The 15,802-nt window shown below is 71.2% G+C and carries 12 protein-coding genes and 1 riboswitch; of the genes, 9 read left to right on the top strand and 3 right to left on the bottom strand.

The features are described from left to right. The gene (locus tag BMX37_RS08525) at positions 1 to 1,455 is read left to right on the top strand and encodes an amidohydrolase (RefSeq protein WP_093665293.1); all 1,455 of its coding nucleotides are present in this window, start codon (positions 1 to 3) and stop codon (positions 1,453 to 1,455) included. 107 nt (positions 1,456 to 1,562) lie between these two features. On the opposite strand, the gene BMX37_RS08520 is transcribed toward BMX37_RS08525, so the two are convergent. Together BMX37_RS08520 and BMX37_RS08515 are read right to left on the bottom strand one after the other, a co-directional pair. Beyond that, the gene (locus BMX37_RS08520; RefSeq protein WP_093665292.1) at positions 1,563 to 2,552 is read right to left on the bottom strand and encodes a FecR family protein; all 990 of its coding nucleotides are present in this window, start codon (positions 2,550 to 2,552) and stop codon (positions 1,563 to 1,565) included. After that, complete coding sequence (locus BMX37_RS08515) at positions 2,549 to 3,064, bottom strand: RNA polymerase sigma factor (RefSeq protein WP_244501463.1); 516 nt, start codon at positions 3,062 to 3,064, stop codon at positions 2,549 to 2,551. The genes BMX37_RS08520 and BMX37_RS08515 overlap by 4 nt, the downstream gene beginning before the upstream one ends. A 184-nt stretch (positions 3,065 to 3,248) precedes the next feature. Between BMX37_RS08515 and BMX37_RS08510 the strand changes: the two genes are divergently transcribed. From BMX37_RS08510 to cobJ, 7 genes are all read left to right on the top strand, one after another. After that, entirely contained in the window at positions 3,249 to 5,774 is a 2,526-nt protein-coding gene (locus BMX37_RS08510; RefSeq protein WP_170841898.1) for a TonB-dependent receptor, read from the top strand. A 111-nt stretch (positions 5,775 to 5,885) separates the two neighbouring features. Then, positions 5,886 to 6,113, top strand: a riboswitch (cobalamin riboswitch). 180 nt (positions 6,114 to 6,293) lie between these two features. Continuing rightward, positions 6,294 to 7,343, top strand: coding sequence for a cobalamin biosynthesis protein CobW (cobW, locus tag BMX37_RS08505; protein WP_093665290.1), 1,050 nt, complete (start codon positions 6,294 to 6,296; stop codon positions 7,341 to 7,343). 10 nt (positions 7,344 to 7,353) lie between these two features. Then, the gene (gene cobN, locus BMX37_RS08500; RefSeq protein ID WP_093665289.1) at positions 7,354 to 10,617 is read left to right on the top strand and encodes a cobaltochelatase subunit CobN; all 3,264 of its coding nucleotides are present in this window, start codon (positions 7,354 to 7,356) and stop codon (positions 10,615 to 10,617) included. Then, on the top strand, positions 10,614 to 11,744 hold the full coding sequence (locus tag BMX37_RS08495; protein WP_244501462.1) for a cobalamin biosynthesis protein CobG: 1,131 nt from the start codon (positions 10,614 to 10,616) through the stop codon (positions 11,742 to 11,744). The genes cobN and BMX37_RS08495 overlap by 4 nt, the downstream gene beginning before the upstream one ends. After that, positions 11,734 to 12,363, top strand: a complete 630-nt coding sequence (locus tag BMX37_RS08490; protein ID WP_093665288.1) for a precorrin-8X methylmutase — start codon at positions 11,734 to 11,736, stop codon at positions 12,361 to 12,363. The genes BMX37_RS08495 and BMX37_RS08490 overlap by 11 nt, the downstream gene beginning before the upstream one ends. Beyond that, positions 12,360 to 13,085: a precorrin-2 C(20)-methyltransferase gene (gene cobI, locus BMX37_RS08485; RefSeq protein WP_093665287.1), complete on the top strand. Its 726-nt coding sequence runs from the start codon at positions 12,360 to 12,362 to the stop codon at positions 13,083 to 13,085. Before BMX37_RS08490 ends, cobI begins: the two co-directional genes overlap by 4 nt. Then, positions 13,082 to 13,867, top strand: coding sequence for a precorrin-3B C(17)-methyltransferase (gene cobJ, locus BMX37_RS08480; RefSeq protein WP_425288446.1), 786 nt, complete (start codon positions 13,082 to 13,084; stop codon positions 13,865 to 13,867). Before cobI ends, cobJ begins: the two co-directional genes overlap by 4 nt. On the opposite strand, the gene BMX37_RS08475 is transcribed toward cobJ, so the two are convergent. Further along, positions 13,843 to 14,592, bottom strand: coding sequence for a cobalt-precorrin-6A reductase (locus BMX37_RS08475; RefSeq protein WP_093665286.1), 750 nt, complete (start codon positions 14,590 to 14,592; stop codon positions 13,843 to 13,845). The two genes, cobJ and BMX37_RS08475, sit on opposite strands and share 25 nt — an antisense overlap. Between BMX37_RS08475 and cbiE the strand changes: the two genes are divergently transcribed. Continuing rightward, a complete protein-coding gene (gene cbiE / locus BMX37_RS08470; RefSeq protein WP_093665285.1) occupies positions 14,591 to 15,793 on the top strand; it encodes a precorrin-6y C5,15-methyltransferase (decarboxylating) subunit CbiE in 1,203 nt (400 codons plus the stop codon). The genes BMX37_RS08475 and cbiE overlap by 2 nt on opposite strands. Positions 15,794 to 15,802 lie beyond the last annotated feature (9 nt).

Genomic DNA, 15,802 nt, shown 5'->3' with positions numbered 1-15,802 from the left:
ATGAAGACCCTCACCCTTCTCGCCACCGCGATGGCGACGGTCGCCACCCCGGCGGTGGCCCAACAGCTGGCGGAGGCCGACAGCCGGCAGGTGCTCGCCAACGTGAACGCCAACGAACAGGCGATCGGCGACACCGCGCTCGCCATCTGGAAATATGCGGAGGTCGGATACAAGGAGACGCAGAGTTCCGCCTTGCTCCAGTCCAAGCTGAAGGCCGCCGGGTTCACCGTGCGCGCCGGCGTGGCGGGCGAACCCACCGCCTTCGTCGCCAGCTTCAGGAGCGGGGCAGGCCCCGTCATCGGCGTGCTGGCGGAATATGACGCGCTGCCCGGCCTGTCGCAGCGGGCCGAGCCCGTGCGCGCGCCCGGCACGGCGGCGGCGGGCCACGGCTGCGGCCACAACCTGTTCGGCACCGCCAGCACCTATGCCGCGATCGCGGTCAAGGAATGGATGGTGAAGAACAAGGTCGGAGGGGAGATCCGCGTCTACGGCACCCCCGCCGAGGAGGGCGGCTCCGGCAAGGTCTACATGGTTCGCGCCGGGCTGTTCAACGATGTCGACACCGTGCTGCACTGGCACCCCGGCAACGCCAATTCGGCGGTGCAGGGGCCATCGATGGCGAACATCTCCGGCAAGTTCCGCTTCCACGGCAAATCCGCGCATGCGGCCGGTGCGCCGGACAAGGGCCGCTCCGCGCTGGACGGCGTGGAGGCGATGGACGCGATGACCAACCTGATGCGCGAACACATCCCCGATCGCACGCGCATCCATTACGTCATCACCAAGGGCGGCAAGGCGCCCAACGTCGTGCCGGACGAGGCCGAGGTCTATTACTATGTGCGCCACACCGATCCGCAGATCGTCAAGGACACCTGGAAATGGGTGACGGAGGCGGCACAGGGCGCGGCGATGGGCACGCAGACAAAGGTGGATTGGGAGATCACCGGCGGCGTGTATTCGCTGCTGCCCAACGAGGCGCTGATGGGGGTGATGGACCGCAGCCTCCACACCGCGGGCACGATCAGCTGGACGCCCGAGGAAACCGCCTTTGCCCGCAAGCTGCAGGAAAGCATGACCAGCCCGCCCCCGATCGACAGCGTCGGGACGATCGTGCCCGCCCGGATCGCCGACGATGCACTGGGCGGATCGACCGACGTCGCCGATGTCAGCTGGACCACGCCCACCGTCGGCCTGTCCACGGCCACCTTTGTTCCCGGTTCGGCGGGGCACAGCTGGCAGAATGTGGCGGCGGCGGGTTCCAGCATCGGCGTCAAGGGTGCGGTCCTCGCGTCCAAGACGCTGGCGCTGACCGCCGCGGACCTGTTCCGCAGCCCCGCGACGATCCAGGCGGCAAAACAGGAATTCGCCGCCAAGCGCGGGGCGAACTTCAAATATCAGGCGATGCTTGGGGACCGCCAGCCGCCGCTCGATTACCGCGACGGTGCCGCGGACTGACGAGTTCCTGATTTACGGACCCCTGTCCGGCGGCCGGTGCCGCCGGACCTTTTTCACTTGATCCCGTAAAAGGTCGGAGAAAGGCACCCTCCGACGCGAACGCCTGCTTACCGTGGCTCCAGCGTCACCGAAGCGCCATCCCGGCTCGTGACCCGCGCGGCACCGGTGGTCGTCAGCACCGCGACCAGGGCGTCCGCCCCACCCTTCGCACGCAGCACACCGCTATACGGACGAGCCGCCAGACCGGCATCGCGGATCACCACCTGGCGTTGCGCATAGCGGTTCAGCGTCGCCGCCACATCGCCCAGCGGCACTGCCGTGAACACCAGCCGCCCCTCGACCCAGCCGCTCTCGTCCGCAGCGCCGTCATCGACCCGAACTGTCGTCGCACGGGCCGTCAGCACCTGACCCGGCACCAGCGTCCGCGTCGCCACGGGCGTCCTGACCCGCACCGACCCCTCGGTCAACGCGACCACGGCACCGTCCCCGCGCCGCTCCACCGAGAAATGGGTACCGAGCGCCATGACGCGCGTCTCGCCGACCGAGACGATGAAGGGATGCGCCCTGTCCTTCGCGACCGCGAACATCGCCCGCCCTGCGTCCACCGCCACCTGCCGCGTCACGCCCGGTGCCGCCGCCCGGACTACGGAACGTGCGTCCATCGTCATGGCGGTTCCATCGGCCAGCCGGACGGTGCGCATCTCGCCCAGCCCCGTCTGGTACCGCGTCACCACAGGCGCGGCCGCCACCTGCTCCGCGCGTTCGGCGCCTCCATGCGGTTTCAGCGCGACAATGGTCACCATCGCGACCGATGCGGCCATCGCCGCGGCGGCGCCGGCGATGCGCCAGGACGGGAAGCGTGCCGGGGTCGGGCGCAGGGCATCGGCGCGCAGGGCGGCAATTGCCGGGTCCGAGGCAAGGGAGGGCAAGGTGGCATCGACCTGCTCCAACCGCTCCCACGCCACGCGATGCGCCGGGTTTGCGTCGATCCAGGTGTCGAACGCCTCCGCATCGCCGTCCGTCGGCGCATCGCTGCGCAGGCGCGCGTACCAGCGCGCCGCCGCGGCGGCGGGATCGTTTGGCAGATGCGTCGTCAATCGACGGTCGCCGCCAGGGTGCGAATGGCCTTCATGATATGCTTTTCGACGGCGCTGACCGAAATCCCCATGTGCCGGGCAACCGCCGCGTAGCTCATCTCCTCGAACCGGTGAAGCACGAACGCCTGCCGGGTCCGATCCGGCAGAGTGCCAACCGCCGCGACGAGCCGCTGCAATCGCTCCTTGCTGTCCAAGACGCGCTCGGGCGAGCGGACCTCAACCGGGTGGTGAAATTCTTCCAGCGAGACATGGCTGGACCGCGCGCGCACCTGGTCGCGCCGGGCATGGTCGGTCAGTACGCTGCGCGCGACCTGAAAGACGTACCCCTCCAGATTGCCGATCGGCAGGTCACCGCTGCGCGTCTGCATGCGCAACGCAACCTCCTGCACCAGATCGTCGATCTCCGCAGGCGCGGCACGCTTGGACACGAAGCGGCGCACGGCGGGCAGCAGCGGCGTCACCGCGTCGACGGGCCTACCCCCGTGATTCTGGTGCAACTTCGCGATCGGCAAGTCTGCGTAATCCCCCGACAAAAAAGGACGGCCCCCGCCTCTCCCGTCATTATTCTGTCACGCGCAATCGACCATGCTGGCAGCACCGCGTCAACCATCCGGGCGCCCGTCTTCGCACGTGCAGCAATCTATTGTGCGACTGTGTTCTTCGCGGCACAATCGGGTGACTGGAAAAGGGGAACGGGTGGGCGCGGCCGAGGCTGCTTGGGGCGGAATGCACCGCAAATGGGCGATCGCGGCGCTGTGGCTGGCCGCCGTGTCGTGTCCGCTGGCCGCCGCCGCCCAGGCGATGCCTGCGCAAAAGGGCGCCGGTCGCGCACTGGATGTCGTTCTTTCCCGTCTGGCGGCGCAGGGCGGGTACCAGATCCTCTTCGATCCGCGCCTGCTGTCCGGCAGACGTTTGGCCGGGCAGCTGCCGCGCGACGTGTCCGCCAGGCAGGCGATGGCGCACGCGCTGCAAGGCACCGGCCTGCGCCTGCGCGAGGCGGCACCCGGCGTCCTGATCGTGGAGATGGCACCCGCCGCGCCTCAACCCGCCGTCCTCAACAGCGACATCGTCGTCACCGCGCTGCATCGCCCGACCCGTCTGGGCCGCACGGCGATGGCGATCAGCGCGGTGCCCGGTACGGCCCTGCCGCAACGGCGCATCTTCGACAGCCGGACGCTGCACCGCCAATTGCCCGATCTGGTCCAGGTCCCCACCGGCCCGCTTCAGCGCCGGCTCGCACTGCGCGGCGTCAGCGGCACCGGCGAGGGGACGGTCGGTACCTATTATGGCGAGACGCCGGTGGCGGGACCATCGGGCACCGGCTTCGACGCGGGTGCGACGGCGCCGGATGTCGACCTGATCGATGTCGAACGGATCGAGCTGTTGAAGGGGCCGCAGGGCACGCTCTACGGCGCGGGATCGATGGGCGGCACGCTGCGCACGCTCTTCAACCGCGCCGATCCGTCAAGGCTGGCGGGAGAGGTGGCGGCGGAGGGCGCGGTCACCGCGCACGGACAACCCGGCTGGGCCGCGAGCGGGGTGCTCAACCTGCCGCTGGCGACAAACACGCTCGCGCTACGGGTCGCGGTTGGTCGCCGGTACGAGGGGGGCACGATCGACAATGTCCGGCTGGGCCTCAGGAACACCGACGACCGCCGGCGGGAAAGCGAGCGCGTATCGGTCGCCTGGACACCCTCCCCCGATCTGCGGCTGGACGCGATGTGGCTGCAACAGCGCAACAGCGTCGGCGATGCGGGTACCGCCGACCTGGACGCGGCACGCCTGTCGGCCGACCGCACGGTTCGCGTGCCCAGCCGCGAGGGGCTGTCGCTGGCATCAGCGACACTGCACTGGAACCCGGACGGCCTGCGCGTCGTCGCCACCGCGTCCCACTATGACTGGGACATCGTCAAACAGCTCGATTTCACCCGCGTCATCGACCGCCAGCGCGGCAGCACGGCCGCCTGCCTACGCTATGCCGCAACGATCGGCGGCACGGCATGCGACGACACCATCCGGTCTGCCTTCGTCGCCTATGTCGACGCGCGCCTGCCCGCCGCGCTGTACCAGCCGATGTCGGTGGAAAGTAGCAGCGGCGAACTGCGCGTCGGCAACGCGGGCGATGGCCCCTCCGGCTGGACAGTCGGCACGTTCTTCGAGCATCGCACGGACGCCGTGGCCAGCAACACCGTACGCGCGGACGCCGCAAGCGGGCTGGTCGTCCAGCCGCTCGACCTCACCGGGCTGCGCCTGATCGCAACGACGCTCGACCAGCAGGCGGTTTTCGCGGAGGGGCGCCAGGCGCTGGGCCGAACGGTTGTCGCGACACTGGGCGGCCGCCTTTACCGCTATGTCCGCCATGCCGAGGGTTCGACGCCCATTCCCAACATCATCACCGGCACGGCCCGGACGGAAACGGGCGATTTCCGCTCGTCGGAGGACGGCGCGAACCTGAAGGCGGAACTGGCCTGGACCCCGCGACCGGGCATCCTGGTCTATGCCACCGCCGCGCAAGGTTTCCGTCCCGGCGGCGTCAACATCACGCCCGAGCTGAACGATCAAGAACGCACCTATCGCGCCGATCGCCTGTGGAGCGTGGAGGGCGGGGTGAAGGCGCCGCGACTGCTCGCCCCGCTCGGCCTGGAGGCGTCCGTGTACCGGATCGGATGGAACGACACGATCTTTGCCGCCAACAGCGCGAACGGCGCCTTCACCTACAACACCAACCTGTCGAGCGTCCGCATCCATGGCGGCGAGATGCAGGCGACCTGGACCGCCCGCCGTTGGAGCGTGGCCGCATCCGCGGCGATCGTCGACGCGCGCCTGTCCGCCGACACGCTGCTCGGCACCAATGACGGCGTGGGATACAGGGGCGACCGTTTGCCCAACATCCCCGTCATCACCTATGCCGTGATCTGGGACTGGGAGATCGCGGAGAAGGCCGCCGGCACCAGCTGGACAATGGGCGGCGGATTGACCGGCAATGGTGGAAGCGAGTCCACCTTCAACCGGGAAAGCGCCTATCGCGAGCACAACCCGGCGCGGGTGGTGGCCGACCTGTACATCTCGGCATCGCGGGGCGCGTGGACCGTGCGCGCGGGCGCCGACAACCTGTTCGACGCGCTGGCAACCGGCCGCGTCACCTCCAGCGGCTTTGGCCTCCACCAGCTCTACGTGACACGCCCGCGGACGATCACGCTAGGCCTGAGGCGCAGTTTCTAGCGATCGCGGCCGTGCGTGAATGGGCGGCCAGGCTCGCGGCGCCCCTCTCACTGGCCACCCCATTGGCAAAGCCGGCGGCTGTGGCTAGACATCGTGACGGCGCCGGTGGACCGGCGTCATGATCGCGTCGGTGCCTTTCGCAAAAAGGCGTAAATGGGAATGCGGTGCGGGGTTCGCCCCAATGCCGCGGCTGTCCCTGCAACTGTAAGCGGCGAGTGACGGACACGTGCCCACCCCATCCGGGCGGGCGGCCACTGGAACGGATCTACCGAACCGGGAAGGCTGTGACCGGAGCGTCGACCCGCGAGCCAGGAAACCTGCCGGCGTCATGGTCGCTCTTGCTCGGGTCCAGGGGATGGCCGGGGCACGGTGTTCCGTCTGAGCGACGATAGCCATGCGGCAGGGCCGCATCGGTGCGGGTGCGCGGGCGACATGCGAGGCGCCCGCCCGTCGTGCGCGCGCCGATGTTCGTGCGGTCCCGTCGCCTCGATCGTCGCGGCGCCGCGCGAAGGAACAACCGTGCCCGATCACGCACCCAATCTGGCCAAGACCCCCGTCACCATCGTCACCGGCTTTCTCGGCGCCGGCAAGACCACGCTTATCAGCCACCTGATCCGCAACGCCCGCGGGCGACGGCTGGCCGTGGTGGTCAACGAGTTCGGCACGCTGGGCGTCGATGGCGACATATTGAAGGGGTGCGCGATCCCCGATTGCCCGGCGGAGAATGTCGTCGAACTGGCGAACGGATGCATCTGCTGCACGGTCGCCGACGACTTCATCCCCACGGTGGAACACCTGCTCGCGCTAGATCCGCGGCCGGATCACATCCTGATCGAGACGTCGGGCCTGGCGCTGCCGAAACCGCTGCTGAAGGCGTTCGACTGGCCGGCGATCCGGTCGCGGGTCACGGTCGACGGCGTGATCGCGCTTGCCGATGCGGAGGCGGTCGCCGCCGGACGCTTCGCCCCCGATCCCGTCGCGCTGGAGGCGCAACGTGCCGCCGACCCCGGCATCGATCACGAGACGCCTTTGTCGGAGGTGTTCGAGGACCAGCTCGCCTGCGCCGACATGGTGCTGCTGACCAAGGCGGACCTGGCCGGTGCCGAGGGTGTGGCCGCCGCCCGCGCCGTGATCGCCGCCGAGGCGCCACGGCCGGTGCCGGTGGTCGAGCTGATCGAGGGCGTCATCGATCCTGCGGTGATCCTGGGGCTAGATGCCGCGGCGGAGGACGACCTCGCCGCCCGCCCCTCGCACCATGATGGCGAGGACGAGCACGAGCATGACGATTTCGACAGCCTGGTGCATGACGCGGGGGAGATCGACGACCCGGCGACGCTGATCGCGCGGATCGAGGGGCTGGCGCGCGACCACGACATCCTGCGCGTGAAGGGCTATGCGGCGGTACGCGGCAAGCCCATGCGCCTGCTGGTGCAGGCGGTCGGCGCGCGCGTCCGGACGCAGTATGATCGCCCCTGGCGCGCCGGCGAGACGCGCGCGACGCGGCTGGTCGTTATCGCCGAACACGACCGTATCGACCCGGAGACGATCGGACGCGCACTGCACGATTGAGGGCCGGCGCATGCACGTCGTCTCTCGCGAAAGCCATGGGCTGGAAGAGGTCACGACCCCGCGCGACCTCGGACAGGATCCGGCGGACCTGGTGGTGCTGTCCTTTTCGGACAGCGACCTGGGTGCGTTCGCGGCCGGCTGGCACAACGCCGCCGCCGCGGGGGAAAGCCTGCCGTCGCTGCGTCTCGCCAACCTGGCCGACCTGGCGCATCCGCTGTCGGTCGACACCTATCTCGACCGTACGCTTCAGGGTGCAAAGGGCATCCTGATCCGCCTGATCGGTGGACGCTCCTACTGGAACTACGGCCTGCAACAGGTGGAGGCGCTTGCACGGCGAGGGGGGATCGCGCTCGCGGTCCTCGCCGCCGATGGGCGGGAGGACGCCGTGCTGGCGCAGGCGTCGACGGTGCCGCGTTCGACGCTCGACCGGCTGGCCACGCTTTGCGACACGGGCGGCGCGGTGGCGGCACGGGCGGCGCTGGCGCAACTTTCGCTGGCCGCCGGGCTGTATGCCGGGCCGGTTCGGGGCGTGCAGGCGATCCCCGCCGTCGGTGCCTGGTCGGCGACGACGAACGGTGTGTCCTGTCCGGCCGCGCTCGCCCTCCACACCACTGACCGGCCGCGCGTCCTTATCACCTTTTACCGGTCCTATCTGCTCGCCGCCGATCTCGATCCGATAGCGGCCCTTGCCGACGCGATGAGCGCGCGCGGGTTCGACGCGGTGCCTCTGTTCGTTCCCTCGCTGAAGGATGGCGAGGCGCGCCGCTGGCTCCGCCGCTGGGTCGAGTGGATGGCACCGGCCGCGATCATCAACGCCACCGCCTTCTCCGCCCGCGGCGATGCCGAGGACGGCTCCCCGCTCGACGCCGCGGACGTGCCGGTGTTTCAGGTTGCGCTGGCCACCGCGACGCGCGCGGCGTGGCAGGACAGCGTGCGCGGCCTGCCCCCCGCCGACCTCGCGATGCATGTCGTGTTGCCCGAGGTGGATGGCCGCCTGTTCGCCGGCGTCGCCAGTTTCAAGCAGGATGCGGTGGTCGACCCGGCCCTCCAATATGCCCGCCGCGCCCACCGTGCCGACCCCGCGCGCATTGCCGCCATCGCCGACCGCGTGGCGGCGACGGTGGCGCTCGGCCGCACGCCGCCGGCCGATCGTCACGTGGCGCTCATCCTCTCGACCTATCCGGGCAAGGGGTATCAGATGGCGCATGCCGTCGGGCTGGACGCCTTTGCTTCGGCGGAGGCGATGCTGGCCGACCTGGCCGGCGCCGGTCATGCTGCGACCACCGGCGGGTCGCTGCCGGACGAGCTGGCGCGCGACCGGCTGGTCTGGCCGCTTGCCGAGTACCGCGCGGCGCTGGCGACCCTGCCCAAGGCGCTGCGCGACGATCTGGCCGCCGCCTGGGGCGATCCTGCCGACGATCCGCTCGTCGCGGACGGCGCCTTCCGCTTCGCCGCGACGGTCCGGGGGAACACGCTGGTCACCCTCCAGCCGGAACGTGGCGACCCCGCACTACGCGCCGACGATTATCACGACCTGTCGCGCGTGCCTCGCCACGGCTACGTCGCCTTTTACCTGTGGCTGCGCGCGCGGCGCACCGATGCGGCGATCCAGATCGGCGCGCATGGCACGCTGGAATGGTTGCCGGGCAAGTCGGTGGCCCTGTCGGACACCTGCTGGCCGGAGGCGCTGTCTGGACCGCTGCCGATCCTCTACCCCTTCATCGTCAACGATCCGGGGGAGGCTGCACAGGCGAAGCGCCGCACCGCCGCCATCACGCTGGGCCACCTGCCCCCGCCGATGATCGTGGCGGGCAGCGGTGCCGGACTCGGCCGGCTGGAGGCGCTTCTGGACGAATTCTCGAACGCGGTCGGCCTCGACCCCGCCCGGCGCGACAGACTGCGCGCGGACATCGCGGACGAGGCGCAGGCGATCGGGCTGGCCGCCGAACTCGACCTCGCCGGTGCGGCGACGCCGGCCGAGGCGATCGCGCGGATCGACGCGTTCGTGTGCGACGTAAAGGACAGCCGCTTCGGCGACGGGCTCCACGTCTATGGCCGGGGCGATTGCGGCGGGGCGGAGCGTGCCGGCCTGCTCGCCGCGCTGGATGGCAGGCGAGTCGCGCCGGGTCCCGCCGGATCGCCGTATCGCGGCCGGCACGACGTGCTGCCGACGGGACGCAACCTGTACGCGGTCGATCCGCGCGCAGTCCCCTCCCGCTCCGCGCATCTGCAGGGGCAGCGCCTCGCCGACGACCTGGTCCGCCGTCACCTGCAGGATCATGGCGATTACCCGCGCAATCTAGTGATCGACCTGTGGGGATCCGCCACGATGCGGACGGCGGGGGAGGAGTTCGCGATGGCGCTGCACCTGCTCGGTGCCGCGCCGATATGGTACCATGGGTCGGACCGGGTGACCGGCGTCGACATCCTGCCGCTCGCACTGCTCGATCGTCCGCGCATCGACGTGACGCTCAGGATCTCCGGCCTGTTCCGCGACACGTTCGCGCCCCTGTGCGCGCTGTTCGGCCAGGCGGTGCGCGCGCTCGCGGCCCGTGACGAGGCGCCGGAGTGGAACCCCTTTGCCGGCCAGGCGGCGACCGCGCGCGTGTACGGCCCGGCGCCCGGCCATTACGGCGTTGGCCTGGGCGATACGGCCGACACCTACACCGATCAGGCCCGCGCGGCGGCGGGTGCCGCGTGGCTCGCCGCCTCCAGCTTCGCGTTCGATGACGGGGAGGAGCGGGCCGACCCCACGGGACTCCGCGCGCGGGTCGCGGCGGCCGACGCCTTTGTCCACTTGCAGGACCTGCCCGAAAGCGACCTGTTGCTGGCCGCCGACTATGCCGCTCACCAGGCCGGTTTCGCCGCGGCGCAGGGCGTCACCGGCGGCAACGCCGCGCTGTATCACCTGGACGCACGCGATCCGGAACGCCCCCGTACACGCAGCCTGCGCGAGGAGATCGCCCGCATCGTCCGCGCCCGCGCCGCCAATCCCGACTGGATCGCCGGCATGATGCGCCACGGCTATCGCGGCGCGGCGGAGATCGCGGCGACCCTCGACCATCTGGGGTCCTTTGCGCATCTGGCGCGGGTGGTCACGCCCGAGCTGATCGACCTGTACCATGACGCAACGCTGGGCCGGGACGAGGTTCGCGCCTTTCTCGCCGCAGCCAACCCGGCGGCGCTCGCGGCGATGGAGGCACGTTTCTCCGCGCTCCACCGGTCCGGACTGTGGCCGACGCGGCGCAACGCGATCCTGGCGGCGCTGGCATGAGCGCGGCGCCCCTCGTGCGCGGCTGGTGCCCCACCGCATGGCGCCCGATGGCGGCGGGCGACGGCCTGATCCTGCGCGTGCGACCACGCCTTGGTCGGGTGTCGCGCGAACAGATGCATGTCGTGGCGGATGTCGCGCGCGCGCATGGCAGCGGCCTGATCGACGTCACGAACCGCGCCGCGCTGCAACTGCGCGGCCTGCGGGAGCGGGATTGGACGTCAGCGCTGGACCCGCTGATCGCCGCCGGACTGGTGGACCACGACCCGGTGAGGGAGGGGCGTGCGATGCTGGTCGCCCCCGACTGGCGCGCCGGCGACGATACGCACCGCATCGCATCGGCCCTGCTTGAACAGATCGACGCACTGCCGCCGCTTCCCGGCAAGATCGGCTTCGCGGTCGATGCGGGCGCCCTACCCGTTCTGGGCGCCAGCCCAGCCGATTTCCGGATCGAGCGCGCCGCGACCGGTGCGTTGATGATCCGTCCCGATGGCCGCCCGACCGGCGCCGCCGTGGCGGACGGAGACGAAGCCGCCGCCCTGATCGCGTTGGCGCACTGGTTCCACCAGAGCGGCGGCGCGCGCGCGGGGCGCATGGCGCGCCATGCCGCGCCGCTTCCCGACTGGGCGAGCGACACTCTGTCCCCGGCCAGCGGCGGCGTAGCGATGGCGCAGGGCGACCACCCGCTCGGCGTCGCGATCGGCCTGCCGTTCGGGCGGATCGATGCGGACACGCTGGATAAGCTCGCCGCGCTGCCCGGCGTCACCGGCCTGCGCCTGACGCCCTGGCGCATCGTGCTGGTCGAAGGCGCTACGTCGGCCAAGCTGCCCCATGTCGGCCCGGTCGACCTGTCGGTGGACGCCTGTGTCGGCGCACCCGCCTGCCCGCAGGCGACGGTCGAGACACGCACGCTGGCGACCCGCCTGGCCCCCCATGTCGCCGGCCGGTTGCACGTGTCGGGCTGTGCCAAGGGGTGCGCGCGCGCCGCCCCCGCCGATGTCGTCGTGACCGGCCGGGTTGGACGCTTCGACGTGGCGCTGAACGCACGCGCGGACGACGCGCCCGCCCGCTCGGGCTTGTCCGCCGACGACCTGATCGCCTTTCTCGAAAGTCATCCCGATGCCGCATAGCTACGAAACCGATGGCGCGACGATCTATCGCCGCTCGTTCGCGATCATCCGTTCGGAGGCCGACCTGACCTGCTTCTCGACGGAGGAGGAGCCGGTCGCGGTGCGTATGATCCACGCCGCCGGCCTGGTCGATCTGGCCCGATCCATCCGCTTCTCGCCCGGCTTCGCCGCGGCCGCGCGCGCCGCGCTGGCGGCAGGCGCGCCGATCCTGTGCGACGCGCGGATGGTCAGCGAGGGGATCACGCGCGCGCGCCTGTCCGCCGGCAACCCAGTGATCTGCACGTTGCACGATCCGGCTGTTCCCGCACTGGCCGCCACGATGAACAACACCCGATCGGCCGCCGCGCTGGAACTCTGGCGTCCGCGTCTGGGCGGCGCGGTGGTCGCGATCGGCAACGCGCCGACCGCGCTGTTCCACCTGCTCGACATGCTGGAGCAGCCCGATTGTCCGCGGCCGGCGGCGATCATCGGCTGTCCGGTCGGCTTCGTCGGTGCGGTGGAGTCGAAGGACGCTCTCTGGGCCGCGCAGCCCGTGCCCTGCGCCATCGTTCAGGGGCGGCTGGGCGGCAGCGCGATCACCGTCGCGGCGGTCAACGCGCTGGCGAGCCGCGCCGAATGACCAGCGGCACCATCCACGGCATCGGCCTGGGTCCGGGCGACCCGGACCTGATGAGCGTGCGCGCGGACCGGCTGGTGCGCGGCGCGCGCCATGTCGCCTATTTCCGCAAGGCGGGTCGCATTGGCCGGGCGCGCCGCATGGTCGACGGCATGTTGCGAGCCGACGTGGTCGAACATGCGATGGACTATCCGGTCACCACGGAGATCGCGGTCAGCGATCCCCGCTACAATGCGTGCCTGTCCGCCTTCTACGCCGACTGCACCGCCCGCCTTGCCGCCGTGACGGCGGGGGGCGAGGATGTGGCGGTGCTGTGCGAGGGGGACCCGTTCTTCTACGGCTCGTTCATGCACCTGCATGCCCGGCTCGCGGGCCGCGCGCCCGTCCGCATCGTACCGGGCGTCACCGGCATGTCGGGCGCCTGGACCGCCACCGACCGGCCGATCACCTGGGGCGACGATGTGCTGACGATCGCCACCGCCACCCTGCCCGAGGAGGAGCTGGTCCGGCGCATCCGCGACACCGACGCGCTGGTGGTCATGAAGATCGGGCGACATCTCGCCAAGCTGCGCCGCGCCGTCGCGGCGGCGGGGCGGACGAGCGCCGCCTGGCTGGTCGAATATGCGGCGATGCCCGAACAGCGCGTGGTGCGGCTGGCGGACGCGGGCGACACCGCACCCTATTTCGCGATCCTGCTGATCCATGGCGAGGGGCGTCGGCCATGAGCGGGGCGGCCATGAGCGCGGCGGCCATGAGCGCGCCGGGCTGGATCGCGGTTGCCGGCCTGGGTCCGGGCGACGCGGCGCTGATCACGCCGGAGGTCAGCGCGACATTGGCGCAGGCGACGGATGTCGTCGGCTACATCCCCTATGTCGCACGGGTCGCGCCGCGCCCGGGACTGACGCTGCACGCGTCCGATAACCGGGTGGAACTGGAGCGCGCGGCGCATGCGCTTCGCCTGGCCGCCGCCGGCGCGCGCGTCGTCGTCGTGTCATCCGGCGACCCCGGCGTGTTCGCGATGGCGGCCGCGCTGTTCGAGGCGCTGGAGGCGGGACCGCACGCGTGGCGCACGCTCGACATCCGCGTCCTGCCCGGCATCACCGCGATGCTGGCGGCCAGCGCCCGCGCCGGAGCGCCGCTCGGCCATGACTTCTGCGCCATCAACCTGTCGGACAACCTGAAGCCGTGGCCGGTGGTGGAGCGCCGCATCGCGCTGGCGGCGGAGGCGGATTTCGCCATCGCCTTCTACAATCCGCGCTCGCGTGCCCGACCGGACAGCCTGGACACGGCTTTCGCCACGCTGCGCCGGGTCTGCCGGGACGACCGGCCCGTCCTGTTCGCCCGCGCCGTCACCACGTCGGATGAGGATCTGCGCATCGTCGGCCTGTCGGCGGCGCGGGGCGAGATGGCGGACATGCGCACGGTGGTGATCGTCGGGTCCAGCCGCACCCGCATCGTCGAGCGGCCGGGCCGCCCCCTGCTCTACACGCCCCGCCACGCGTCATGATGCAGCCAGCGCAGCACCGCCGCGACGTCATGCACCTCCGGACGTTCGGGGATCGCCGGGCGGTCGATCATCAGCACCGGCAGGCCGAGCGCACGCGCCGCGTCGATCTTCGCCACCGCGCCGGACCCGCCGGCGTTCTTGGCGACCACGAGATCAATGCCGTTCGCCTTCATCAGCCGACCATCCCCGACAAGGGTGAACGGCCCGCGATCCACCACCAGCGCGTGGTGCGGCAGCGCCGGCGGGATCGGCGGCCGATCCACGAAACGCAGCAGATAATGGTGCTGCGGTTGTGCCGCGAACGCCTCCACATGCATTCGCCCCAGCGCCAGCATGACGCGCCGCGCCGGGCCGCCGAGCGCCGCCACAGCGCCGGCGATATCGGCAACCCGCGTCCACCGGTCACCCTCACGCGCAGCCCAGGCAGGGCGGCCGAGCGCGATCAGCGGCACGCCGATTGCCTCGGCCGCCGCCACGGCATTGGCGCTGATCCGCGCGGCGAAGGGATGGGTAGCGTCGACCACATGCGTCACCCGCTGGTCGCGCATATACGCCGCCAGTCCCGCGACCCCGCCGAACCCGCCGACCCGCACCGCAACCGGCTGGCGCGCGGGCGCGGCGGTGCGCCCGGCATAACTCAGCGTCGCCGCGATCCCGCCGGCCGCGCATTCGGCGGCCAGGGCGCTCGCCTCGGTCGTGCCGCCCAGGATGAGGAGGTTGGTCATGGATGAGCGGGAAACCTGGCTGACGATCGTCGGGATCGGGGAGGATGGACCGGCGGGCCTGTCCGCCGCAAGCCGCGCTGCCCTGGAGTCGGCCGAGCGTGTGTTCGGGGCGCCCCGCCATCTCGCGCTCCTGCCGCCGCTGGCCTGCCCGGTTGAGCCCTGGCCCGTGCCGTTCGCCGACGGCGTTCCCGCGTTGCTCGCCCATCGCGGACGGCGGGTCGTGATGCTCGCGTCGGGCGATCCCTTCTGGTTCGGCGCAGGCGGCACGCTGGCTCGTCATCTTTCGCCCGGCGAGTGGATCGCCGATCCCGCCCCGTCCACCTTTGCGATCGCGGCCGCGCGCCTCGGCTGGCGGCTGGAGCATACGACCTGCCTCGGCCTGCATGCCGCACCGCTGACCCGGCTGCGGCCGCACCTGTCGACCGGCGCGCGCCTGTTGGTGCTGGTCCGCGATGGCGACGCCGCTTTGAAGACCGGACGCTATCTGGCCGAACAGGGCTTCGGCGCATCGTCGGTCACAGTGCTGGAAGCGCTGGGCGGCGCGCATGAGCGCATTCGCCACGCGGAGGCGGCGGACCTCGCCTTCCACGACATTGCGCACCCGGTCGCGCTCGCCATCCGCGTCGCCGGCGATGGCGCGGCAATGCCCTGCGTCAGCGGCATCGCGGACAGCTGGTTCGATCATGACGGTCAGCTCACCCGCCGCGTCGCCCGCGCCGTCACCCTGTCGACGCTGGCGCCCCGTGCAGGCGAGACATTGTGGGACATCGGCGCGGGATCGGGGTCGATCGCGATCGAATGGCTGCTGTCCCACCCCTCCACCCACGCCATCGCGTTCGAGCGGGATGCCGCCCGCGCCGCCCGCGCCCGCGCCAATGCAGCGCGCCTCGGCGTCGATCGCCTCGCGCTTGTCGAGGGTGAAGCGCCCGCCATCCTCCAGGGCCGGGCGGCACCCGATGCGGTGTTCATCGGCGGTGGCCTGTCGAAGGCGCTGCTCGACGGTCTCTCCGCGATGCTGCCCGCCGGCACGCGCCTCGTCGCCAATGCGGTGACGCTGGAGTCGGAGGCGCTGCTGGCGGACTGGCACGCTCGGCGCGGCGGCGAGCTGCTGCGGCTCGACCTGTCGCATGCGGTGCCGCTGGGCAGTCGACGCGGCTGGCGCGGCGCCTATCCGCTCGTCCAGTGGAGCGTGATCCTGTGAGTTTGGCCG

Source organism: Sphingomonas gellani (assembly GCF_900110035.1).
GTDB lineage: Bacteria > Pseudomonadota > Alphaproteobacteria > Sphingomonadales > Sphingomonadaceae > Sphingomonas > Sphingomonas gellani.
Note: the sequence above shows the minus strand (reverse complement) of the source record. Positions and strands in the feature narration are given on the sequence as shown.